General features: G+C 58.7%; 22 protein-coding genes and 1 pseudogene. 16 read left to right on the forward strand and 7 right to left on the reverse strand.

All coding sequences use genetic code 11. The annotated features are described in order from the left end of the window. Nucleotides 1-40 precede the first annotated feature (40 nt). On the reverse strand, nucleotides 41-691 hold the full coding sequence (locus BLQ41_RS04325; protein ID WP_090177335.1) for a phosphatase domain-containing protein: 651 nt from the start codon (nucleotides 689-691) through the stop codon (nucleotides 41-43). A gap of 293 nt (nucleotides 692-984) precedes the next feature. Between BLQ41_RS04325 and BLQ41_RS04330 the strand changes: the two genes are divergently transcribed. Genes BLQ41_RS04330 through BLQ41_RS04340 form a run of 3 tightly spaced genes read left to right on the forward strand, consistent with a single transcriptional unit; the run spans nucleotide 985 to nucleotide 4,829 of the window. Continuing rightward, nucleotides 985-1,725, forward strand: coding sequence for a gluconate 2-dehydrogenase subunit 3 family protein (locus BLQ41_RS04330; RefSeq protein ID WP_090177338.1), 741 nt, complete (start codon nucleotides 985-987; stop codon nucleotides 1,723-1,725). Nucleotides 1,726-1,727: 2 nt separating this feature from the next. Next, nucleotides 1,728-3,512, forward strand: coding sequence for a GMC family oxidoreductase (locus BLQ41_RS04335; protein WP_090177341.1), 1,785 nt, complete (start codon nucleotides 1,728-1,730; stop codon nucleotides 3,510-3,512). A 12-nt stretch (nucleotides 3,513-3,524) separates the two neighbouring features. Continuing rightward, entirely contained in the window at nucleotides 3,525-4,829 is a 1,305-nt protein-coding gene (locus tag BLQ41_RS04340) for a c-type cytochrome (RefSeq protein ID WP_090177344.1), read from the forward strand. Between the two features lie 61 nt (nucleotides 4,830-4,890). Here BLQ41_RS04340 and BLQ41_RS04345 read toward each other — a convergent pair. Continuing rightward, nucleotides 4,891-5,196, reverse strand: a pseudogene (locus BLQ41_RS04345) (hypothetical protein). 226 nt (nucleotides 5,197-5,422) lie between these two features. Here BLQ41_RS04345 and BLQ41_RS04350 point away from each other — a divergent pair. The 3 genes from BLQ41_RS04350 to BLQ41_RS04360 all read left to right on the forward strand — a co-directional run bounded on the left by BLQ41_RS04350 (nucleotide 5,423) and on the right by BLQ41_RS04360 (nucleotide 9,072). Further along, entirely contained in the window at nucleotides 5,423-6,481 is a 1,059-nt protein-coding gene (locus BLQ41_RS04350; protein WP_090177347.1) for a PA0069 family radical SAM protein, read from the forward strand. A gap of 242 nt (nucleotides 6,482-6,723) precedes the next feature. After that, nucleotides 6,724-7,455: a carbonic anhydrase gene (locus BLQ41_RS04355; RefSeq protein ID WP_090177350.1), complete on the forward strand. Its 732-nt coding sequence runs from the start codon at nucleotides 6,724-6,726 to the stop codon at nucleotides 7,453-7,455. Nucleotides 7,456-7,545: 90 nt separating this feature from the next. Continuing rightward, entirely contained in the window at nucleotides 7,546-9,072 is a 1,527-nt protein-coding gene (locus BLQ41_RS04360) for a SulP family inorganic anion transporter (protein ID WP_090177352.1), read from the forward strand. A 61-nt stretch (nucleotides 9,073-9,133) separates the two neighbouring features. Here BLQ41_RS04360 and BLQ41_RS04365 read toward each other — a convergent pair whose 3' ends face one another. After that, complete coding sequence (locus BLQ41_RS04365; RefSeq protein WP_090177355.1) at nucleotides 9,134-9,784, reverse strand: hypothetical protein; 651 nt, start codon at nucleotides 9,782-9,784, stop codon at nucleotides 9,134-9,136. A gap of 370 nt (nucleotides 9,785-10,154) precedes the next feature. Here BLQ41_RS04365 and coxB point away from each other — a divergent pair, with 370 nt between their 5' ends. From coxB to BLQ41_RS04385, 4 genes are all read left to right on the forward strand, one after another. Next, nucleotides 10,155-11,282, forward strand: coding sequence for a cytochrome c oxidase subunit II (coxB, locus tag BLQ41_RS04370; protein ID WP_090177357.1), 1,128 nt, complete (start codon nucleotides 10,155-10,157; stop codon nucleotides 11,280-11,282). Between the two features lie 82 nt (nucleotides 11,283-11,364). After that, a complete protein-coding gene (gene ctaD / locus BLQ41_RS04375; RefSeq protein ID WP_090177360.1) occupies nucleotides 11,365-12,951 on the forward strand; it encodes a cytochrome c oxidase subunit I in 1,587 nt (528 codons plus the stop codon). A gap of 111 nt (nucleotides 12,952-13,062) precedes the next feature. Continuing rightward, the gene (locus BLQ41_RS04380; protein ID WP_090177363.1) at nucleotides 13,063-13,614 is read left to right on the forward strand and encodes a cytochrome c oxidase assembly protein; all 552 of its coding nucleotides are present in this window, start codon (nucleotides 13,063-13,065) and stop codon (nucleotides 13,612-13,614) included. Nucleotides 13,615-13,639: 25 nt separating this feature from the next. Then, nucleotides 13,640-14,527, forward strand: coding sequence for a cytochrome c oxidase subunit 3 (locus BLQ41_RS04385; protein ID WP_090177367.1), 888 nt, complete (start codon nucleotides 13,640-13,642; stop codon nucleotides 14,525-14,527). Between the two features lie 4 nt (nucleotides 14,528-14,531). Here the strand turns inward: BLQ41_RS04385 and BLQ41_RS04390 are convergent, their stop codons facing one another. Beyond that, entirely contained in the window at nucleotides 14,532-14,735 is a 204-nt protein-coding gene (locus tag BLQ41_RS04390) for a twin transmembrane helix small protein (protein WP_090177370.1), read from the reverse strand. A gap of 70 nt (nucleotides 14,736-14,805) precedes the next feature. Between BLQ41_RS04390 and BLQ41_RS04395 the strand changes: the two genes are divergently transcribed. From BLQ41_RS04395 to BLQ41_RS04415, 5 genes are read left to right on the forward strand one after another with little or no spacing between them, the layout of a single operon-like run. Next, the gene (locus BLQ41_RS04395) at nucleotides 14,806-15,546 is read left to right on the forward strand and encodes an SURF1 family protein (protein ID WP_090177373.1); all 741 of its coding nucleotides are present in this window, start codon (nucleotides 14,806-14,808) and stop codon (nucleotides 15,544-15,546) included. Continuing rightward, the gene (locus BLQ41_RS04400) at nucleotides 15,512-16,105 is read left to right on the forward strand and encodes a hypothetical protein (protein WP_090188369.1); all 594 of its coding nucleotides are present in this window, start codon (nucleotides 15,512-15,514) and stop codon (nucleotides 16,103-16,105) included. Before BLQ41_RS04395 ends, BLQ41_RS04400 begins: the two co-directional genes overlap by 35 nt. A 10-nt stretch (nucleotides 16,106-16,115) precedes the next feature. After that, nucleotides 16,116-17,192, forward strand: coding sequence for a COX15/CtaA family protein (locus tag BLQ41_RS04405; protein WP_090177377.1), 1,077 nt, complete (start codon nucleotides 16,116-16,118; stop codon nucleotides 17,190-17,192). Beyond that, complete coding sequence (cyoE, locus tag BLQ41_RS04410) at nucleotides 17,180-18,079, forward strand: heme o synthase (RefSeq protein ID WP_090177381.1); 900 nt, start codon at nucleotides 17,180-17,182, stop codon at nucleotides 18,077-18,079. Before BLQ41_RS04405 ends, cyoE begins: the two co-directional genes overlap by 13 nt. Then, a complete protein-coding gene (locus BLQ41_RS04415; protein ID WP_090177383.1) occupies nucleotides 18,076-18,711 on the forward strand; it encodes an SCO family protein in 636 nt (211 codons plus the stop codon). Before cyoE ends, BLQ41_RS04415 begins: the two co-directional genes overlap by 4 nt. 169 nt (nucleotides 18,712-18,880) lie before the next feature. Here the strand turns inward: BLQ41_RS04415 and BLQ41_RS04420 are convergent, their stop codons facing one another. From BLQ41_RS04420 to BLQ41_RS04430, 3 genes are all read right to left on the reverse strand, one after another. Continuing rightward, nucleotides 18,881-19,651 (reverse strand): MetQ/NlpA family ABC transporter substrate-binding protein, encoded by a 771-nt coding sequence (locus BLQ41_RS04420; RefSeq protein ID WP_090177385.1) that lies wholly within the window; start codon nucleotides 19,649-19,651, stop codon nucleotides 18,881-18,883. A 62-nt stretch (nucleotides 19,652-19,713) separates the two neighbouring features. Then, nucleotides 19,714-20,388, reverse strand: coding sequence for a methionine ABC transporter permease (locus BLQ41_RS04425; protein ID WP_090177389.1), 675 nt, complete (start codon nucleotides 20,386-20,388; stop codon nucleotides 19,714-19,716). Then, nucleotides 20,388-21,395: a methionine ABC transporter ATP-binding protein gene (locus BLQ41_RS04430; protein WP_090177392.1), complete on the reverse strand. Its 1,008-nt coding sequence runs from the start codon at nucleotides 21,393-21,395 to the stop codon at nucleotides 20,388-20,390. Before BLQ41_RS04430 ends, BLQ41_RS04425 begins: the two co-directional genes overlap by 1 nt. A gap of 266 nt (nucleotides 21,396-21,661) precedes the next feature. Here BLQ41_RS04430 and katE point away from each other — a divergent pair, with 266 nt between their 5' ends. Further along, entirely contained in the window at nucleotides 21,662-23,800 is a 2,139-nt protein-coding gene (gene katE, locus BLQ41_RS04435) for a catalase HPII (protein WP_090177395.1), read from the forward strand. Nucleotides 23,801-23,903: the final 103 nt, after the last annotated feature.

The raw sequence follows: 23,903 nt of genomic DNA on the forward strand, positions 1-23,903 counted from the left end.
ACCTCCAGGGTGTGGACGGTAGCCTCATGATCCCTTCTTGCTATTTACTCTCGACGTTCGCCGATTTGAACCAGTTCTTCATCGAGCACATGGCGAAAGGGCTGGTACTGCAATCGCCATTGGCCAACGCAGTACGCAATTTGTCGGTATCCGCCTGCATCATGTAGCGAACACCGTCTTTGAAGTGGGTGCTGTCACCAAAACCGCCCTCGGTCATTTCGTTCAGAGCGTCTTCCTTGCTCCAACCCTGCACAACCACCCGATACATGGCGGCCATCAGGCCCGTGCGGTCGGAACCGTGTTTGCAATGCATCAACACCGGGCCTTTGGCCTCGGCAGCCTGAATCGCGCGAAGGGCAGCAATGACCTGCGCGTCATCCACATGATTGGTGCGATAGGGCAGTTGGACCTGGTTGATGCCTGGTGCAGACAACCAGCGGGAGTCCGACTCAGGCAGGAAGTTGATGACTGTTCCAACCTTGAGCTTTTCCAGCAGCGGCACCACTCCACTGTCCGGCAATGCGCTGCGGTAGAGGGTCGGGGACATTTGGAAGAGGTTGTACTTCGCCCCCACTGGCTGCGCCCATTCCGCAGGTCGCGACGATGTATTGTCGTCGGCCAAAGCCAGCGACAGATTGAACAAGGCAACAAGCGACAGACACATCGCTGGGATAAAACGAGTAATGGGCATGCTCGGCGGCCGTCCGGAAGATGCGGATTAATGACGTTAAGCTTCAGCCTTGAGCGGTCAAAGCGCTGTGAGCCAACTGTCAAAGAATCGTGAATACGGCAACTTTCGTCGCAATAATCCGGTTTATTTCAGCTGAATCGGTTCATCGTGATACTTAGGCTGCTACCATTTGTTACCAAAGTTTGCAGATGCTCAGCGCTCTTACGACCGCCAAAGATCCGCAGCCCCGCCAAAACGAAAAGCCGTTCGATGAAACGGCTGAAAAATCTATCAATGCCTGATGAGGTGCCCCCATGTCTGATCAAGATCAAGACAACCCGCGGCGTGAGTTTTTGCGCAAATCCCTGACCTTGATCCCGGTGGTCACCGTCGCCAGCACCGCGCTGGGCAGCTCCGTCCTGCTCGCCGCACCAGACTCGGCGCCGGCCACCCCGGGCAAAACTCCCGTCAGCACCAGCACCTATGAGCCCACTTACTTCACCACCGAAGAATGGACATTCATCAAGGCCGCCGTTGCTCAATTGATCCCGAGTGATGCCCAAGGGCCTGGCGCGCTGGAAGCCGGCGTGCCGGAATACATCGACCGCCAAATGAACACCCCTTACGCCGCCGGTGCCCTGTGGTTTATGCAAGGGCCATTCAACGCCGATGCCGCGCCAGAAATGGGCTGGCAGAGCAAACTGGTGCCAAAAGAGATCTATCGCTTGGGTATTGCCGCCACGGATGCTTGGTCGAAGGCGTTCAACGGGAAAAAATTTGCCGAACAAGACAGCGCTACCCGGGACGATTTGCTGAAACAACTCGAGGCCGGGAAGCCTGAGTTCGATAGCGTGCCGTCGAAGATTTTCTTCAACCTGCTGCTGCAAAACACCAAGGAAGGGTTCTTCTGCGACCCGATCCACGGTGGCAACAAAGGCATGGTCGGCTGGACCATGATCGGCTTCCCCGGCGCCCGCGCCGATTTTATGGATTGGGTGGAACGCAACGAGCAATACCCCTTCCCGGCAGTTTCGATTCGCGGCGAGAGGGCATAAGCATGGCAACGGTAATGAAGAAGGTCGATGCAGTCATCGTCGGTTTTGGCTGGACTGGCGCGATCATGGCCAAAGAGCTGACAGAAGCAGGCCTGAACGTGTTGGCGCTGGAGCGCGGACCGATGCAGGACACCTACCCTGATGGCAACTATCCCCAGGTGATCGACGAACTCACCTACAGCGTGCGGAAAAAACTCTTTCAGGACATCTCCAAAGAGACCGTTACCATCCGCCATAGCGTGAATGACATTGCACTGCCGAACCGCCAACTCGGTGCGTTTCTGCCCGGCAATGGCGTGGGCGGTGCCGGTCTGCACTGGTCCGGCGTGCACTTTCGGGTCGATCCGATCGAGTTGCGGATGCGCAGCCACTACGAAGAACGCTACGGCAAAAGCTTCATCCCCAAGGACATGACCATCCAGGACTTCGGCGTCAGTTATGAAGAGCTGGAGCCGTTTTTCGATTACGCCGAGAAGGTCTTCGGCACCTCGGGTCAGGCTTGGACGGTGAAAGGCCAACTGGTCGGTGAAGGCAAGGGCGGCAACCCTTATGCACCGGATCGCTCGAATCCCTTCCCGCTGGAATCCCAGAAGAACACGGTTTCCGCACAGCTGTTCCAGAAAGCCGCCACAGCTGTAGGTTACAAACCCTACAACCTGCCGTCGGCCAATACGTCCGGCCCGTATACCAACCCCTACGGCGCCCAGATGGGCCCGTGCAACTTCTGCGGTTTTTGCAGTGGTTACGTTTGCTACATGTACTCCAAGGCTTCGCCGAACGTGAACATTCTGCCGGCCCTCAAGCCGCTGCCGAATTTCGAGTTGCGGGCCAATTCCCACGTGCTGCGGGTCAACCTCGACAGCACCAAGAGCAAAGCCACCGGCGTGACCTATATCGATAGCCAGGGCCGGGAGATTGAGCAACCCGCTGACCTGGTGATCCTCGGCGCGTTCCAGTTCCACAACGTGCGATTGATGCTGCTCTCCGGCATCGGCAAGCCTTACGACCCGATCAGCGGTGAAGGCGTGGTCGGCAAGAACTTCGCCTACCAGAACATGGCCACCATCAAGGCGTTCTTCGACAAGGACACCCACACCAATAACTTCATCGGTGCCGGCGGCAACGGTGTGGCGATTGATGACTTCAACGCCGACAACTTCGACCACGGCCCCCACGGCTTCGTCGGCGGCTCGCCGATGTGGGTCAACCAGGCCGGCAGCCGGCCGATTGCGGGGACGTCCAACCCACCAGGCACGCCGGCCTGGGGCAGTGCCTGGAAACGTGCCACCGCCGATTACTACACCCACCAAGTGTCGATGGACGCCCACGGCGCGCATCAGTCCTACCGTGGCAACTACCTGGATCTCGACCCCGTTTACCGCGATTCCTACGGCTTGCCACTGCTGCGGATGACCTTCGACTGGCAAGAAAACGACATCAAGATGAACCGCTTCATGGTCGAGAAAATGGGCAAGGTCGCCGAAGCAATGAGCCCCAAAGCCATCGCCGTGATCGGCAAGCAGGTCGGTGATCACTTCAACACCGCGTCCTACCAGACCACCCACCTCAACGGTGGCGCGATCATGGGCACCAACCCGAAAACCAGTGCCTTGAACCGTTACCTGCAAAGCTGGGACGTGCACAACGTGTTCGTCCCTGGCGCGTCGGCATTCCCACAAGGCCTGGGCTACAACCCTACAGGCCTGGTCGCCGCATTGACCTACTGGTCGGCCCGGGCGATCCGCGAGCAGTACCTGAAAAACCCCGGCCCGCTGGTTCAGGCTTAAGGAGCGATGACCATGAAAGCATTCGTTATCGCGACCTTCGCCCTGCTTGGCAGCGGCTCGATCAGCGCCGCTGAAGTTGATCAAAATCTGATCAAACAAGGCGAATACCTCGCCCGTGCCGGCGACTGCGTGGCCTGTCACACCGCCAAGAACGGCAAGCCATTCGCCGGTGGCTTGCCAATGGAAACGCCGATCGGGACGATCTATTCCACCAACATCACGCCGGACAAAACCGGCCTGGGCGACTACAGCTTCGAAGACTTCGACAAAGCCGTGCGCCATGGCGTCGCCAAAAACGGTAGTACTTTGTACCCGGCGATGCCTTATCCGTCCTACGCCAGCGTCAACGAAACCGACATGCAAGCCTTGTACACCTACTTCATGCATGGCGTGGCGCCGGTGGCCCAGGAGAACAAGGCCAGCGACATTCCCTGGCCTTTGAGCATGCGTTGGCCGCTGATGGGTTGGCGCTGGATGTTTGCCCCGGCCGTGGCTGACTACAAAGCGGCGCCTGGCGCGGATACCGTGGTCAGTCGTGGGGCTTATCTGGTAGAAGGCCTGGGACATTGCGGCGCCTGCCATACGCCACGCGCCCTGACCATGCAGGAAAAATCCTTGAATGCCAGGGAAGGCAGTACGTTTCTGTCAGGCAGTGCGCCACTGGAAGGCTGGATCGCGAAAAGTCTTCGCGGTGATCACAAGGATGGCCTTGGCAGTTGGAGCGAAGAGCAACTGGTGCAATTCCTCAAGACCGGGCGCAGTGATCGAAGTGCGGTGTTCGGTGGCATGAGCGATGTGGTCACCCACAGCATGCAGTACATGACCGACGCCGACCTGACCGCGATTGCCCGTTACCTCAAGTCCCTGCCGGCCAATGACCCCAACGACCAGCCGCACCAGTACGACAAACAAGTCGCCCAGGCGCTATGGAAAGGTGACGACAGCAAGCCCGGTGCCTCGGTGTACATCGATAACTGCGCGGCTTGCCACCGTACCGACGGTCACGGTTATACGAGGGTGTTCCCGGCGTTGGCGGGCAACCCGGTGTTGCAGTCGGACGATCCGACGTCGTTGATCCACATCGTGCTCAAGGGCGGTACCTTGCCGGCCACGCATACGGCACCGTCCACTTTCACCATGCCCGGGTTTGCCTGGCGGCTGTCGGATCAGGAAGTGGCGGATGTCGTTACCTTCATCCGAACAAGTTGGGGAAATAAAGGCGCGACCGTAAAGTCCGGCGATGTAGCCAAACTGCGCAAGGATGATATGAAAACAACTTCCGGCGACGATCTTGGCCAACTCACTCAGCATAACTAAGGTGTCGTAATGAACTGAACCTGCATGAGCGATCATGCAGGTTTAATTAGTTAACCGACTATCAAGGATTGACGATAACGGAATAAGCCTTGGCCAGAGCCAGCAGTTTTTCCTTGTCATCACTATCGATGGCACCGTCACCATCCACATCACTGCTGACCGTCCGGATATTAAAGGATCGGCCGCCATCCGCCGAGACTGCCGTGATGTAGACGGAATCCACCAGTGCTTCGGTCTGTACGCCATTAACGGCATCCCAACCCAACTCCTTGCGGGCAAGTTACATCGATACTTGCGCTTCCTTTGGATTGACAATAGTCGGGACCAACAACTGTAAAAAGATGCCGCGCTGATTGAACATTGACATTTATTAATTCCTTTTAATAAGTAATTCACGAAGGATTCGTGTGCAGGAGATAGTACTTACCTCACTACTCAACTACCTACTATTTATATGTTTCCCATAATGACGACATATCTCGTTATTACTCCCAATACAAAAGACTGTTTTGATGCGACAGCTCGCCGAACGGTACTGGTCGATTTCGGCACACCCATATACTGTATGAACATACAGCAAAAGGATTGAATCGATGGACACTCCTCTGCCACCACGCGGCCGCGGCACCGCCACCAACCCGCATAACCGCTTCGCGCCGAACCGTTCGGTGGCCGAGGACGACGGCTGGTATCAGGAAGCGCCCATGACCCAGGGGACTGAGGTGCGCATCGAGACGGCGAAAACCATCATCACCCGCAACAATTCGCCGGACTTGCCCTTCGACCGTTCGATCAACCCCTATCGCGGCTGCGAGCACGGCTGCATCTATTGCTACGCGCGCCCTAGTCATGCCTATTGGGACATGTCGCCGGGGCTGGATTTCGAAACCAAACTGATCGCCAAGACCAACGCCGCCGACGTCCTGGAGGAACAACTCTCCAAACGCGGCTATCAGTGCGCACCGATCAATCTGGGCTCCAACACCGATCCTTATCAACCGATCGAGCGTGAACACAAGATCACTCGCAAAACCCTGGAAGTGCTACTGCGTTACCGCCATCCGGTGACTATCATTACCAAGGGCTCGCTGATTCTTCGCGATCTGGACCTGTTGGCCGAGCTCGCTGAGCAAAGGCTGGTGGCGGTGATGATCAGCCTTACAACCCTGGACGATGAGCTCAAACGTATCCTCGAACCCCGTGCAGCTGCGCCCAAGGCCCGGTTGCGCGCGATCAGGGTGATGCGTGAAGCGGGTATCCCGGTGGGCGTGCTGTGTTCGCCGATGATTCCGATGATCAACGACAGCGAACTCGAAAGCCTGCTCGCCGAGGCTCACGCGGCGGGTGCGCAAAGTGCGGCCTATATGATGTTGCGCTTGCCGCTGGAGGTGGCGCCGCTGTTCGAGGAATGGCTGGCGGCTCACTATCCTCAGCGAGCCGCGCATGTGCTGAGCCTGATTCGGCAAAGCCGCGGCGGCGAGCTCTATGACAGTCGGTTCGGTGCCCGGATGCGCGGTGAGGGGCCGTTTGCCGATCTATTGGCACAACGCTTTGCCAAAGCCATCAAACGCCTGGGCCTCAATCATCGCGAGGGCTTTAATCTGGACTGCGATTCCTTCTGCCCGCCGGGTCGCCAGATGTCATTGATTTGAGGACAATGGGCGTATGGTTGAGAAGTGGGAAATACACTTGGCCATTACGCCGGTCACGTTTTTTGTGACCTGGAACACATGTTCTAGAGCGTTCGATTCAGTTTGAGTTAAGTTTCGACGGCTACCTTGTTCATTGAGTGACTGACGGGTCGAGCATCTCGGCCTGGATGTTTTTTAAACAGCCACTGGCTTCATACCGGACAAAACGGGAAATTCCCTGACTCCGCCAAAGAGGATGAATCATGAGTGACAAGGATAAACAGCCGTTGGCTGCGTCGGCTTCAGCCCAAAACGAGGCGGAAACCGCCGATGCAGCGCTGAAACATATTGTTGACGGCTTTTTGCACTTTCATCACGAGGTTTTTCCACAGCAGGAAGAACTCTTCAAAAAACTCGCCACGGCCCAAAGCCCGCGAGCGATGTTCATCGCCTGCGCGGACTCGCGCATCGTTCCAGAGCTTATTACCCAAAGCTCCCCCGGCGACTTGTTCGTAACCCGTAACGTCGGCAACGTCGTTCCGCCTTATGGTCAGATGAACGGCGGTGTTTCCACGGCCATCGAATACGCCGTGCTGGCCCTCGGGGTGCAACACATCATCATTTGCGGGCACTCCGATTGTGGCGCCATGCGTGCCGTGCTCAACCCGCAAAGCCTGGAAAAAATGCCTACGGTCAAAGCCTGGCTGCGGCATGCCGAAGTGGCGAAAACCATGGTCCAGGAAAACTGCCATTGCACCAACGAAAACGAAAGCATGCATGTCCTCACCGAGGAGAATGTGATCGCTCAGTTGCAGCATTTGCGTACGCACCCCTCTGTCGCATCGCGCATGGCCAACGGTCATCTGTTTATCCATGGCTGGATCTACAACATCGAAACCAGCGAAATCAGAGCTTACGACGCTGATCAGGGTTGCTTCCTGCCGCTCGATGGCACTCATCCGATTCCGGTGGCGACGCCAAAAGCGCGCTTCTAAATCCTCCTAAATCTATGTGTGGTTTAGCCGAGGCTGCTGATTGAGCAGCCTGGCTTTGCCATGCCTGAAGAAAACTTCGGGAGAATCACCATGCGTGCTGCGCAATTGAAAGCTGTTCTGCCGCGGGAGCTGCTGGCATCCGTGGTTGTGTTTCTCGTCGCCCTGCCCTTGTGCATGGGCATCGCAATCGCTTCGGGTTTGCCGCCCGCCAAAGGTTTGATCACCGGGATCATTGGTGGACTGGTCGTCGGCTGGCTTGCCGGCTCACCTCTGCAAGTCAGTGGCCCGGCGGCAGGTTTGGCGGTGCTCGTCTTCGAATTGGTGCGCCAGCACGGTATTGCCATGCTCGGGCCGATTCTGCTGCTGGCGGGTTTTCTGCAACTGGTGGCCGGGCGCTTGAAGCTGGGTTGCTGGTTCCGGGTCACGGCGCCAGCGGTGGTGTACGGCATGCTTGCCGGGATCGGCGTGCTGATCGTGCTCTCACAGGTGCACGTGATGCTCGATGCCGTGCCCAAGCCTTCTGGACTGGACAACCTCGCGGCCTTCCCGGCTGCCGTCATGCAGGCATTGCCGTCCTTTGGCTGGCAGGCAGGTTTGCTCGGGTTGTCGACGATTGCCGTGATGTGGCTGTGGGAAAAATTTCGCCCTCACTCATTGCGCTTCATTCCTGGTGCACTGCTCGGAGTCGGGCTGGCGACTGTTGCAAGCCTGATCCTCGCGTTGCAGGTCAAACGGGTGGAAGTTCCGGCCAACCTGGCCGAGGCCATCGACTGGTTGAAACCCGCCGACTTGCTCAACCTCGCGGACCCGACCTTGCTGATCGCCGCTTTTGCCGTGGCCTTCATCGCCAGTGCCGAAACCTTGCTCTCGGCAGCAGCGGTGGACCGTATGCACAGCGGCCAGCGTTCAGACTTTGACCGGGAACTATCGGCGCAAGGGGTGGGCAATATGCTTTGCGGCCTGATGGGCGCGCTGCCGATGACCGGTGTGATCGTGCGCAGCTCGGCCAATGTTCAGGCCGGTGCCACCACGCGCCTGTCGGCGGTGTTCCATGGTTTGTGGCTGCTGGCCTTTGTGTTGCTGTTGTCCAGCGTGCTGCAAAGTATTCCGGTAGCGAGCCTGGCGGGTGTGCTGGTGTACACCGGTTTCAAACTGGTCGACCTGAAAGCCTTTCGAGGCCTGGGCCGCTATGGCCGGATGCCGATGTTCACTTACGCGGCGACAGCGCTGGCCATCATCTTCACCGACCTGCTGACGGGCGTGTTGATCGGCTTTGGCCTGACGTTGGCGAAACTGGCGTGGAAAGCTTCGCGACTGAAAGTCAGCCTGATCGACCTGCCCGCGGACGGTGAAATGGAGTTGCGCCTGATGGGCGCCGCGACCTTTCTCAAAGTGCCGGCATTGACTCAAGTCCTGGGGACCATCCCCGCAGGTACGACGGTGCATGTGCCGCTCAATAACCTGAGCTACATCGATCACTCGTGCCTGGAATTACTGGAGGAATGGGGACGGGCCAATGCGGCCAAGGGATCGAAGTTGATCATTGAAGCGCGGGGGCTGAAGCGCAGGTTGGAAGGGCGTTTGCGGACAACGTCCGGCGTGGGTTCTACGGCATAGAGATAAACAATGTGGGAGCGAGCACGCTCGCTCCCGCAGATGTTCGGTTCACTCAGTTGGATCAAGCCGCTGGCTGATCCAGTTCCAGACTCACGCCTAAACGGCGCGACATGCACGGCCAGCGCTTCCACGCGGCGCCGGTGTCCGGGCTGCTGAGTTTCTCCCGGTAGGCTTCTACCGACTCCAATGCAAAGCTCTGGTCGTCGAGCATCTCGTCCAAAGCGTGATGCACCACCTCATCCAGTTGGTTAGCAAACACCTCACCGATCAATTGGTGGGCAATCAGGTTGGCGACAGTCATGTCCAAAGGGATCAATGGCTGGCCCAGATGCTTGATGTACAGGTCGTTGACCTCTTCAACCAACCGATGTGCCAGATACGCCTCGTCCAGCAGGCCGTCCAGACCGACATGACCGGCCATGATCGCCGGTGGCTGAAGGAAATACTGTTCGGCAATTGTCAGCACCGGTTTGATCTGCGACTCGATTCCCGCTTCCCTGGCGACTTCATTGGCTGCATCCAGCAGATCAGGCACTTCATTAATGTAAGCGGCTACGAAACGCGCCAGTACACCGTTGGCGTCCGTTTCCGGCAATTGAATCGATGGATGTAGATGAGGCAGTTTGCTTTCCAGCTGACGAGTCAGCAGGCCGGTTTCGGCTTCATGTTGTTGGGCTTTTTGGATCTGCTCGCGCAATGCGGCGGTGTTCATGAAAACTCCAGGAAACAAGGCAATGAAATAGGGAAGACATAACTTAGCTGGCCTATGACGTACGCTAAGACGTATTTGTCATAATTATTTCATCCTTGAGAAGCCTCCGTTATATCGGTTTGCCACCACTCGTCTGCATCCTTCTCCATTCGTGACCTTGAACGCAAGTCCCAGCTGTTTCAGATCATTTACGCCATCACATTGCGAGGTCGCGGTCGCTGTCTATACTCGGGTTGGAATGGAGTTAGCTGATGACGCCCGACTGCACATGCAGCAAGGCACGGCGATTCAAGTTCGTAGTCTGAAAATGCCGCTCCCTTGCCGCTGGTGTTTGCCGGCGGGATAACAAGAACGATAAGGGGAACCCGCAATGATGCGACATCCACACGTCTGGATGGGCCTCCTGTTGTGGTCGATTTTCAGTCCTGCGCACGCCGCCTGGACTGTGAATATGGCGCCGGGAGCGACTGAAATCAGTCACGCAGTATTTGACCTGCACATGACCATCTTCTGGATCTGTGTGGTGATCGGCATCATCGTCTTCGGCGCCATGTTCTGGTCGATGATCCTCCACCGACGCTCGACCGGGCAGGTGGCTGCAAAATTTCATGAAAGCACCACCGTCGAAATCCTCTGGACCATCGTGCCCTTCCTGATCCTGGTGGCCATGGCGGTTCCTGCGACCGCAACCCTGATCAAGATGTACGACGCCAGTGAACCGGATATCGATATCCAGATCACCGGCTATCAGTGGAAGTGGCACTACAAATACCTGGGCCAGGACGTTGAGTTCTTCAGCAACCTGAACACTCCTGCCGATCAGATCCACAACAAGGAAGCCAAGGGCGAGCACTACTTGCTCGAGGTCGACAAGCCGCTGGTGCTGCCGATCGGCGCCAAAGTTCGCTTCCTGGTGACTTCCGCCGACGTCATCCACTCCTGGTGGGTGCCGGCCTTCGCGGTCAAGCGCGACGCGATCCCGGGGTTCGTCAACGAAGCCTGGACCCGCATCGACAAACCGGGCATCTACCGTGGCCAGTGCGCCGAATTATGCGGCAAGGACCACGGCTTCATGCCGATCGTGGTTGAGGTCAAGGAAAAGGCCGACTACGACAAATGGCTGGCTGAGCGAAAAGCCGAGGCCATGCAGCTTAAAGAGCTGACCAGCAAGGAATGGACGCTCGACGAGCTCAAAGAGCGCGGCGACAAGATCTATCACACTACCTGCGTGGCCTGTCACCAGGCCGAAGGCCAGGGCCTGCCGCCAATGTTCCCGGCGCTCAAAGGCTCGCCGATTGCTACCGGCCCCAAAGCCGACCACCTGCACCGCGTTTACTTCGGCAAACCCGGCACCGCCATGGCGGCGTTCGGCAAGCAGCTCTCGGAAGTCGATATCGCGGCGGTCGTGACCTACGAACGTAATGCCTGGGGCAACAACAAAGGCGACATGGTCACTCCTAAAGAAGTGTTGGAGCTGAAACAGGCGGAAAGCAAATGACCCGGTCTATTGCGCGTGTAAGGAACCGGTCGGGGCAGCGCGCCCCGGCCTGCCCAGCCCATCTGTTTGCAGGAGACAGGCCATGAGCGCTGTTATCGATGATCATGGTCACGCCGACCACGCCCACGGCCCCGCCAAAGGCCTGATGCGCTGGGTACTGACCACCAACCACAAAGACATCGGCACGCTGTACCTGTGGTTTGCGTTCTCCATGTTCCTGCTCGGCGGCACCTTCGCGATGGTGATTCGCGCGGAACTGTTCCAGCCGGGGCTGCAAATCGTCGAGCCGGCGTTCTTCAACCAGATGACCACCATGCATGGCTTGGTGATGGTCTTCGGTGCGGTGATGCCGGCCTTCGTCGGCCTCGCCAACTGGATGATCCCGTTGATGATCGGCGCGCCGGACATGGCCTTGCCACGGATGAACAACTTCAGCTTCTGGCTGCTGCCGGCGGCGTTCATCCTGTTGGTGTCGACCCTCTTCACCGCCGGCGGCGGCCCGAACTTCGGCTGGACGTTCTACGCCCCGCTGTCCACGACCTACGCGCCGGAAAGCGTGACGTTCTTCATCTTCGCCATCCACTTGATGGGGATCAGTTCGATCATGGGCGCGATCAACGTGATCGCGACCATCCTCAACCTGCGCGCCCCCGGCATGACGTTGATGAAAATGCCGCTGTTCGTCTGGACCTGGCTGATCACTGCGTTCCTGCTGATCGCGGTGATGCCGGTATTGGCCGGCTGCGTGACGATGATGCTGATGGACATCCACTTCGGCACCAGTTTCTTCAGTGCCGCCGGTGGTGGTGACCCGGTGTTGTTCCAGCATGTGTTCTGGTTCTTCGGCCACCCCGAGGTGTACATCATGATCCTGCCGGCCTTCGGTGCCGTCAGCTCGATCATCCCGACATTCTCGCGCAAGCCGCTGTTCGGCTACACCTCGATGGTTTATGCGACGGCGAGCATCGCGTTCCTGTCGTTCATCGTCTGGGCGCACCACATGTTCGTGGTTGGCATTCCGCTGGTGGGCGAGCTGTTCTTCATGTACGCCACGCTGTTGATCGCGGTGCCGACCGGGGTGAAGGTGTTCAACTGGGCCAGCACCATGTGGCAAGGCTCGCTGACCTTCGAGACGCCGATGCTGTTTGCGGTGGCGTTCGTGATCCTGTTCTCCATCGGCGGTTTCTCCGGGTTGATGCTGGCCATCGCCCCGGCGGACTTCCAGTATCAAGACACGTACTTCGTGGTCGCCCACTTCCACTATGTGCTGGTGCCAGGGGCGATCTTCGGGATCTTCGCCTCCACCTACTACTGGCTGCCGAAATGGACCGGCCACATGTACGACGAAACCCTCGGCAAGCTGCATTTTTGGCTGTCGTTCGTGGGGATGAACCTGACGTTCTTCCCGATGCACTTCGTGGGCCTGGCCGGCATGCCGCGGCGGATACCGGACTACAACCTGCAATTCGCCGACTTCAACATGGTGTCGTCGATTGGCGCGTTCATGTTCGGCACTACGCAACTGTTCTTCCTGTTCATCGTGATCAAGACCATTCGCGGCGGCCCGCCAGCACCGGCCAAGCCGTGGGATGGCGCCGAAGGCCTGGAATGGAGCGTGCCGTCGCCGGCGCCGTATCACACGTTCACTACGCCACCGGAAGTGAAATGAACGCACTGACTCTGGTGGGAGCCGGCTTGCTCGAGGTTTGCCTGACGCACCGCGTCTCGTCCATCGCAGGCAAGCCAGCTCCCACAGGGTTTGGTGTTGAGGGCATGAATCATGGCTGATTCGATTTCGCTGAAGAAACTCGTCACCCGCCTGTTACTGGTGGTGGTGGCGATGTTTGTCTTCGGCTTTGCCCTGGTGCCGATCTACGACGTGATGTGCAAGGCCTTCGGCATCAACGGCAAAACTGCCGGGCAGTACGAAGGCGAGCAAGTGGTGGATTTGTCGCGGCAAGTACGCGTGCAGTTTCTGTCGATGAATAACGCCGACATGGTCTGGGAGTTCTATCCCAAGGGCAATGAGTTGACGGCGCATCCGGGAGCAGTGAACGAGATGATTTTCGTCGCCTACAACCCGACCGATCACCCCATGAGCGCCCAGGCAGTGCCAAGCATCGCGCCCAGTGAAGCGGCGGCGTACTTCCACAAAACCGAATGTTTCTGCTTTACCCAGCAAGTGCTGCAGCCCGGTCAACGGATCGAGATGCCGGTACGTTTCATCGTTGACCGTGACATGCCCAAGGATGTGAAGCACCTGACGCTGTCCTACACGCTGTTCGATATCACCGCCCGACATCCACCGGTAGCCGTAAACACTGGCGGTTGAGCGTGCCCGATAAGGAGAACAATAAATGGCAACTCATGAACATTATTACGTTCCGGCCCAGAGCAAATGGCCAATCATCGCCACGGCCGGCATGCTCACGACGGTTTTCGGCCTGGCGACCTGGTTCAATGACCTGAAAGCGGCGCGGCCCGATTCCCACGGCCCGCTGATCTTTTTCGTCGGCGGCCTGCTGCTGGCTTACATGCTGTTCGGCTGGTTCGGCACAGTGATCAAGGAAGGTCGCGCAGGGTTGTACAGCGCACAGATGGACCGATCGTTCCGCTGGGGCATGAGTTGGTTCATCTTCTCCGAGGTGATGTTCTTCATCGCTTTCTTCGGCGCGCTGTTCTATGTACGGCACATTTCGGGTCCTGCACTCGGCGGCGAAGGCCCGAAAGGTATCGCCCACATGCTGTGGCCGAACTTCCAGTTCGCCTGGCCGCTGCTGCACACCCCGGACCCGAAACTCTTTCCGCCGCCCAAGGAAGTCATCAGCCCCTGGGGTCTGCCGTTACTCAATACTGTGTTGCTGGTGAGTTCCAGCGTCACCATCACCATCGCCCACCACGCCTTGAAAAAGGGTCATCGCGGCGCTCTGAAAATCTGGCTGGCGATCACCGTGTTGCTGGGTTGCGCGTTCCTTACCTTCCAGGCCGAAGAGTACATGCACGCCTACCACGAGCTGGGCCTGACACTCGGCTCGGGCATCTATGGCGCAACGTTCTTCATGCTCACCGGTTTCCACGGCGCCCACGTGACCATCGGCACCATCATTCTGTTCGTGATGCTGATGCGGATCATGCGTGGACACTTCGACGCCGATCACCAGTTCGGATTCGAGGCCGCGAGTTGGTATTGGCACTTCGTGGACGTGGTGTGGATCGGGCTGTTTGTTTTCGTCTACGTACTCTGAGGCTTTACCAGGGTGCTGTAGAGACCAACTGGCCGCTGTAGAAACCCCAGGCGATCAAGCCGACGGTTACGGCGGCCAGGGCAACACGGACACTCAAGGCAATGACGAGGCGGTTCGAGCTGCTGTCGTCCTTGACCAGAAAAAACAGGCCGCTGAACAGGCTGACAACCGTGGCAATCAGCATCAGGACGATGGCTGCTTTGAGCATGGTGAAACTCCGGGGGAAAGGCGATGCACTTGAGTATAGCTATCGCGATGACCGACTTTCTGGCGATGCCATGAAGCGCTTCCGGCCGGGTGTCGTGCCGACACTGGTGGTCGCAATCCTGCTGCCGCTGCTGGTGTCACTCGGGTTCTGGCAGTTGAGCCGGGGCGCTGAAAAAAGCGCGCTGCTGAATACCTACACCGAACGCCGTGCCGCTGAACCGATGGCCAGCACCGCACTGCAACACACCGAAGATCCGGCGTTCCGCCGCGTTCACCTGCACGGCCAGTTCGATCCCGCCCACAGCCTGCTGCTGGACAACCGCCAACGCGACGGCAAGGTCGGTGTCGAGTTGCTGCAACCGTTTCAGGACCAGGCCACCGGGCTCTGGCTGTTGGTCAATCGCGGCTGGCTGCCGTGGCCGGACCGGCGCACACCGCCGCAATTCACCACGCCGACCGAGGCATTGAACCTGACTGCCTGGGTTTACGTGTCCCCCGGGGCGACTTTTCAGCTGCACGCCGACCCAAGCACCACAACCTGGCCGCAGCTGGTGACGGCCGTTGACCCGGCGAAGCTGTGGACAACGCTCGATCGTGAAGGCTTTGCCTACGAATTACGTGAAGAAACCGGCCCCGCGTCCTACCAGGCCGATTGGCCCGTGGTGGCCATGGGGCCGGAAAAACACATCGCTTATGCCGTGCAGTGGTTCGCCATGTCGATCGCCCTGCTCGGCCTTTTCATCTACCTCGGCTGGCACAACGCAAAGGAGAAACACCATGGGAGCGGCCATGAATCCACCCAGCATGTCTGAGGCGAAAACACCGGTGAGCCGGCGCAAGGGTCGCTTGCAGTTGCTGCTGATCCTGCTGGGGGTGATCGGTCCGATGATCCTCGCCACCGGCATGTACAAATTGCAGTTCTGGGTGCCGGAGGGCCGCAGCTATCACGGCGAGCTGATCGGCAATGGCCAGTCCCGCGCCGACCTTGGCGTGCAGGCGCAAGAAGACCGTTGGCAATTGCTGGTCACGGCGCCCAAGGAGTGTTCGGTCGACTGCCAACAACTGGTGTACCTGGCGCGACAAGTTCAGATCGGCCTGGGCCGCGATGCCGGGCGCGCCAGTCACGCCCTCGCCGCAGCGCAACCGCTGAGCAGCGATTACGACGCCAAACTCACCCGTGAATATCCGCAATTACAGCGTTATCCACTGAATTTGACCGACTTCCATAAAACCGCCGGCGAGCAGTCAGTGCCGCAGCTGTGGATCATCGACCCTCACGGCAATCTGGTGCTGCGCTACGACCCGACGGTCAAGGGCAAGGACCTGCTCAACGACCTGCGTCATCTGTTGAAACTGTCGAACATCGGATAAGGGCATCGTCATGGCCAAACCTGGATTTCGCCTCGCGCTGTTTGCCACCTTGCTGGCACTGATTGTGGTGCTGCTCGGCGCCTACACCCGCCTGACCCACGCCGGCCTCGGCTGCCCGGACTGGCCGGGCTGCTACGGTTTCATCAGCGTGCCCAAAGGCGAAGCTCAACTGGCCCATGCCGAATTGCATTTTCCCGAGGCGCCTGTCGAAGCCCACAAAGGCTGGAACGAGATGATCCACCGCTATTTCGCCGGCACGCTGGGGCTGTTGATTTCGGTGCTGGCCGGTCGCGCCTGGGTGCATCGCCGTCATCCGGGGCAACCGGTGAAGTTGCCATTGTTCCTGTTGGGCGTGGTATTTGCCCAAGCGGCGTTCGGCATGTGGACGGTAACGCTCAAGCTTTGGCCGCAGGTCGTCACCGGGCATTTGCTCGGCGGATTTGCGACGTTGAGCCTGTTGTTTTTGCTGACCTTGCGCCTGTCCGGCGTAGTACCTGCGCTGACGGTGCCACGGCGTCTGCAACACTGGGCGACGGCGGGGTTGCTGCTGGTGATCCTGCAAATAGCCCTCGGCGGTTGGGTCAGTTCCAACTACGCGGCAGTAGCGTGTATCGACTTCCCTACCTGCCACGGCCAATGGCTACCGCCGGCTGACTTCGCCAACGGCTTTCACCTGACCCAGCACATCGGCCCCAATTACCTCGGCGGGCAACTGGACAGCGATGCCCGCACGGCGATTCACCTGACTCACCGGATCGGCGCTTTGCTGGTGACACTCGTGCTGCTCGGCCTGGCCTGGCAACTGAAAGTGGTCGGCATGACTCGCCTGGCAGGACTGGTACTGATTGCACTCGGCGCACAAATCACCCTCGGCATCAGCAACGTGCTGTTCCACCTGCCGCTGCCGGTGGCCGTCGCCCATAACGCCGGTGGCGCGACACTGCTACTGACGATGGTGCTGGTCAATTATCACGCGCGAACCAGCCTGGTTCGGGTGAAGCAGCAAACTCCGCGCTGGCGCTTTAGCCCGCGCAAACATTCAGCCGGCCCCATAACAATAAAAGGAGAGACGCCATGGCGACTCTGATCGGCGCGCGTCACAGTCAGGCGATCTGGCGTGATTACCTGGAGCTGACCAAGCCCAAAGTGGTGGTGCTGATGCTCATCACCTCGCTGGTCGGCATGTTTCTCGCGACCCGCGCCGGGGTGCCGTGGACCGTGCTGGTGTTTGGCAATCTGGGGATCGCGCTGTGTGCGGGTGGCGCAGCAGCGGTTAACCATGTGGTCGACCGGCGTATCGATGCGGTCATGGCTCGCACGCACAAACGCCCCTTGGCCGAAGGTCGGGTGTCCCCGGCGGCCGCGCTGATTTTTGCCTTGGTGTTGGCGGTGCTTGGGCAAGCCGTGCTGCTGGCCTTCACCAATGCGCTGACGGCCTGGCTGACCCTCGCCTCCTTGCTCGGCTACGCGGTGGTCTACACCGGTTTCCTGAAGCGCGCGACGCCGCAGAATATCGTCATCGGCGGCCTGGCCGGTGCCGCGCCGCCGCTGCTCGGCTGGACCGCTGCAACGGGACATGTCAGCGCCGAACCGTTGCTGCTCGTGTTGATCATCTTCGCCTGGACCCCGCCACACTTCTGGGCCCTGGCCATTCACCGCAAAGAGGAATACGCCAAGGCCGACATTCCGATGCTGCCGGTCACCCATGGCGAGCACTACACCAAAATCCACATCCTGCTTTACACCTTCGCGCTGCTGGCCGTCAGTCTGATGCCATATGTGATTCACATGAGCGGCATGCTCTACCTGATTTGCGCGCTGGGACTCGGCGCCAGGTTCCTGCAATGGGCCATCGTGCTGTACCGTGGCACTAGACCGCACGCGGCGATCAACACCTTCAAGTACTCTATTTACTACTTGTTCCTGCTGTTTATCGCGCTGCTCGTAGACCACTACTTACTGTTGAACCTATGACTCGAACTCAGAAAACCGTATTCATCCTTGTCGCCCTGATCGCACTGGTTCTGGGCCTGACCATCAACAAAGTGCTTTCCGGCAAAGGCCAGGGCGACCCGACGGCGCTGATCGACGCAGGGATCATTTTGCTGCCGCAAAGCCGCAACCTGCCGAACGTGACGATGACGGACGAAAACGGCAAGCCTGTCACGGTCAACGAGCTGAAAGACAAATGGTCGCTGCTGTTCTTCGGTTACACCTTCTGCCCGGATATCTGCCCGACCACCCTCGCCCAGTTGCGTCAGATCAAGAGTGAGTTGCCGCCAGAAGCGGTGGCCAAGTTGCAGATCATTCTGGTCAGTGTCGACCCGAACCGCGACACGCCCAAGCAACTAAAGCAGTACCTGGGTTACTTCGATCCGCAGTTCAAAGGCCTGACGGCCTCTTCGGTAGACGACATTCAAAAACTGGCCAACGCGGTGAGCATTCCGTTTATTCCGGCGGACACCAGCAAGCCGAACTACACCGTCGACCACAGCGGCAACCTTGCGGTGATCGGGCCGGACGGGACACAGCGTGGGTTTATCCGAGCACCGTTGAATAACCAGAAACTGGTGGCGCAATTGCCGGTGATGCTCAAACGCAAGTAACACTGAAAAACCTGTGGGAGCGGGCTTGCCCGCGATGGCGGTGCATCAGCCAACATTGATGTTGAATGATAAGGCCTCATCGCGGGCAAGCCCGCTCCCACAGGGTCGTATTACACAGGCACAAAAAAGGGCGCATTCAAATGCGCCCTTTTTAGTTGCCGTCAGCCAATCAGAACGCTGGCAATACCGCGCCTTTGTACTTCTCGAGGATGAAGGCTTTCACTTCCGGGCTGTGCAGGGCAGCAACCAGTTTCTTCATCGCGTCGCTGTCCTTGTTGTCCTCACGGGCTACGAGGATGTTCACGTACGGCGAATCGTTGCCTTCGATAACCAGCGCATCCTTGGACGGATCAAGCTTGGCTTCCAGCGCGTAGTTGGTGTTGATCAGCGCCAGATCGACCTGGGTCAGCACGCGCGGGATGGTCGCGGCTTCCAGTTCGCGGAATTTCAGGTCCTTGGTGTTCTCGGTGATGTCCTTGACGGTCGACAGGATGTTGTTGGAATCCTTCAACTTGATCAGGCCAGCCTTGGCCAGCAGCAACAGCGCACGGCCGCCGTTGGTGGCGTCGTTCGGAATCACCACGTTGGCGCCGCCTGGCAGTTCGGTCAGCGCCTTGTACTTGCTGGAGTAAGCGCCCAGCGGTTCCAGGTGCACGCCGGCAACGGCCACCAGATTAGTGCCTTTGGCCTTGTTGAACTCATTTAGGTACGGCTGGTGCTGGAAGAAGTTGGCGTCCAGACGTTTTTCGGCGACCTGCACGTTCGGCTGGATGTAATCGGTGAAGACTTTGACCTTCAAGTCCACGCCTTCCTTGGCCAGGGCCGGCTTCACGAATTCGAGGATTTCTGCGTGCGGAACCGGGGTGGCCGCGACGGTCAGTTCATCGGCGTGAGCAGCGAACGCTGCAACAGCGGCGAACGCGACAAGTAGTTTTTTCATTCAGCTAACTCCATGTGAGGCGCCTGCATTTGGCGCCTGCCAGCGAATGGCCGGCTCATTTGTCATTTACGTGAAAAGTGTACGACCATCTTATCGCCGACGGTTTGCAGCACTTGAACCAGTACCAGCAGCAACATCACCGTCACGACCATCACATCAGGCTGGAAACGCTGGTAACCGAAACGGATCGCCAGGTCACCCAGACCACCCGCGCCCACCACACCTGCCATCGCCGTGTAGGACACCAGTGTAATGGCTGTCACCGTAATCGCCGCAAAGATGCCTGGGCGGGCTTCCGGCAGCAAGGCATTGGTGATGATCTGCCGCGTCGTGGCGCCCATCGCCTGGGTCGCCTCGATGATGCCGCGATCGACTTCACGCAGGGCGGTTTCCACCAGTCGGGCAAAGAATGGCGTAGCGCCTATCACCAGCGGCGGAATCGCACCGGCCACACCCAGGGACGTACCGGTGATCAACACAGTGAACGGAATCATCACGATCAGCAGAATGATGAACGGCAGCGACCGCAGGATGTTCACCATCAGCGACAGCATCGCGTAGACGCCTTTGGCTTCCAGCAACTGACGCGGGCTGCAGAGGAACAACAGCACGCCCAGCGGCAGGCCGAGTAAAACGGTAAACAACAGCGAACCGAAGAGCATCAGCAACGTATCGCCGGTGGCCAGCCAGATTTCGAACCAGTCGATATTGACGAAGAAACTTGTCAGGACTTCCATCAGCGCAGCACCTCCATGTGGACGTCAGCAGCGGTGAAGTGGGCGAACGCCGCTTCCATGTCGCCACCGGTGACGGCCAGGGTCAATTGCCCATAGGGGATGTCTTTGATGCGGTCGATACGACCGGCGAGGATGCTGTAGTCCACACCCGTTTCCCGGGCAACGGTTCCCAGCAATGGCGCGTAGGTCGCTTCGCCCTGAAAGGTCAGGCGTACGATGCGGCCCGGCACGTGGGCGAAGTCATCGCGCTGTTCGCTTTCGTCGACCTGCTCGTCTTCTTGTACGAAGCGCTTGGTGGTCGGGTGCTTCGGATGCAGAAACACCTCGGCCACCGAGCCTTGCTCGACGATCACGCCCGCGTCCATGACCGCCACTTGATCGCAGACCCGACGGATCACGTCCATCTCGTGGGTAATCAGGACGATGGTCAGCTTCAACTCGCGATTAATCTCGGCCAGCAATTGCAGGACCGACGCCGTGGTCTGCGGGTCCAGGGCGCTGGTGGCTTCGTCGCACAACAGGATTTTCGGCTTGGTCGCCAAGGCGCGGGCAATGCCGACGCGCTGCTTCTGGCCACCGGACAACTGCGCCGGGTACTTTTTGGCGTGGTCGGACAGGCCGACCCGCGCCAGCAATTCTGCCACCCGCAAGTCGATTTCACTGCGCGACAGTTCGCCGGCGAGGGTCAGCGGCAGCGCCACGTTGTCGGCCACGGTCTTGGATGCCAGCAGGTTGAAGTGCTGGAAAATCATCCCGACCTGCTGACGGAAACGCCGCAAGCTGTTGGCGTCGAGCGCCGTGACTTCTTCGCCGTCAACAATGATCTTGCCGCCACTGGATTCTTCGAGGCGATTGATCAGGCGCAGCAGGGTACTTTTTCCCGCACCGGAATGGCCGATCAGGCCAAAGACCTGACCATTCTCAATCGTCAGACTGGTCGGGTGCAGGGCGGGAATATCCTTACCGGCGACGCGGTAGGTTTTGTGGACGTTTTGAAACTCGATCACGTAGCGAACCTTGTGGGGCGCGTTGGAAAAGGATCAGCGGTTAGCCGGGCGCGCATTTTAGCCTGTCCGTATAGAGGTTATTAGCATTTATTCCGCATTCAACCTTCCATTTGGCAATAACGCGATCAAAGGTTAGAAAAAAGGAACGGCGCAAAACGTCATCAGTCACTAATTAGGCAACTCGAAAACGCCCCCGGTGCCGTGCCTGGGGGAATTGCTCAAGAGTCCTGGCTACGGCGGGAATCGCAACGAGGAGTTTAAAACCGATGAGTACCAAGAAGCCTGCCGCTCCAAAAAGCGCACTGGCCGGGACCGATACCCTGGACCGAGGCAACACCAATACCAAGCTCGACAGCCTGGAAAAATTTCGCTCCGATGCCACTGATCAGGCCCTGCGCACCAATCAGGGCGTGAAAGTCTCGGACAACCAGAACACCTTGAAGGTCGGCGCCCGCGGGCCGTCGTTGCTGGAAGACTTCATCATGCGTGAAAAAATCACGCATTTTGACCATGAACGCATTCCCGAGCGCATCGTCCATGCTCGCGGCACCGGTGCTCATGGTTATTTCCAGACGTACGAAAACCATTCAGTCCTGACCAAGGCCGGTTTCCTGCAAGACCCCGGTCATAAAACCCCGGTCTTTGTGCGCTTCTCCACGGTGCAAGGCCCGCGTGGGTCGGGCGACACTGTGCGCGATGTGCGTGGTTTCGCTGTGAAGTTTTTCACCGAGGAAGGCAACTTCGACCTCGTGGGCAACAACATGCCGGTGTTTTTCATTCAGGACGCCATCAAGTTTCCTGACTTCGTGCACGCGGTAAAACCGGAGCCGCACAACGAGATTCCTACCGGTGGTTCGGCTCACGACACCTTCTGGGATTTTGTTTCGCTGGTGCCGGAATCCGCGCACATGGTGATCTGGGCCATGTCCGACCGGGCCATCCCGAAAAGCCTGCGCAGCATGCAAGGTTTCGGTGTGCACACCTTCCGGCTGATCAACGCCGAAGGTAAATCACGCTTCGTCAAATTCCATTGGCGCCCTACTGCCGGCACGTGCTCGCTGGTGTGGGATGAAGCGCAGAAGCTCGCCGGTAAAGACACCGACTTCCACCGTCGCGATCTCTGGGAGTCGATCGAGATGGGCGACTACCCGGAATGGGAACTGGGCGTACAGGTCATCGAAGAGGAAAACGAGCACTCGTTCGACTTCGATATCCTCGACCCGACCAAATTGATTCCGGAAGAACTGGTGCCGATCACACCGCTGGGCAAAATGGTGCTCAACCGCAACCCGGACAACTTCTTCGCTGAAACCGAGCAAGTCGCGTTTTGCCCAGGGCATATCGTGCCGGGCATCGACTTCTCCAACGATCCTTTGCTGCAAGGTCGGCTGTTTTCTTACACCGATACGCAAATCAGCCGACTTGGTGGGCCGAACTTTCACGAGATTCCAATCAACCGCCCGGTAGCGCCGTTTCACAACGGTCAGCGCGATGCCATGCATCGGACCACCATCGACAAGGGCCGCGCGTCCTATGAGCCGAACTCGATTGATGGTGGATGGCCGAAAGAAACGCCACCGGCGGCACAGGACGGCGGCTTCGAGACTTATCCGGAGCGCATCGACGCCAACAAGATCCGCCAGCGCAGCGAATCCTTCAGCGACCACTTCTCCCAGGCGCGGCTGTTTTTCCACAGCATGAGCAAGCACGAGCAGGAACACATCATCGCGGCCTACAGCTTTGAGCTGGGCAAGGTTGAGCGTGAGTTTATTCGTGCGCGCCAAGTGAATGAGATCCTCGCCAACATCGACCTGGAACTGGCCAAGCGCGTTGCGACAAACCTCGGTTTGCCAGCACCAAAAGCCGGCACCGTCGAAGTGCGCAAGACGTCGCTGGATCGCTCACCAGCCCTGAGCCAAGCGAACCTGCTGCCGGCAGATATCAAAACCCGAAAAGTGGCGATTCTTGCAGCCAACGGTGTCGATGGTGCAGCGATTGATGCCATGAAGAAGGCGCTTAAAGCAGAAGGCGCGCATGCCAAATTGCTCGGCCCGACTTCAGCCCCCGTGACCACCGCCGACAGCAAATCACTGCCGGTGGATGCATCGATGGAAGGGTTGCCTTCGGTAGCGTTCGATGCCGTATTCGTACCGGGTGGCGCAGCGTCGATCAAAGCGTTGAGCGGCGACGGCGTGGCGCTGCATTACCTGCTCGAGGCGTACAAGCACCTGAAGGCCATTGCGCTGCATGGCGAGGCGAAACAGTTGCTGGATGTGCTCAAGCTTGAGGTCGATGCGGGGCTGATCGTGGGCGCGGATGCCAAGTTGATCAAACCGTTCTTTGCCGCCATCGGGCAGCATCGGGTTTGGGATCGGGAGCCGAAGGCCAAGGCGATTCCAGCCTGAAGCCCTGACACAGGAAGGAAGCCATCGCGGGCAAGCCCGCTCCCACAAGGATTTAGTGTCGTTCGCTATTTCGTGAACGATTTAAATCCTGTGGGAGCGGGCT

Source organism: Pseudomonas arsenicoxydans (genome assembly GCF_900103875.1).
GTDB classification, from domain to species: Bacteria; Pseudomonadota; Gammaproteobacteria; order Pseudomonadales; family Pseudomonadaceae; genus Aquipseudomonas; species Aquipseudomonas arsenicoxydans.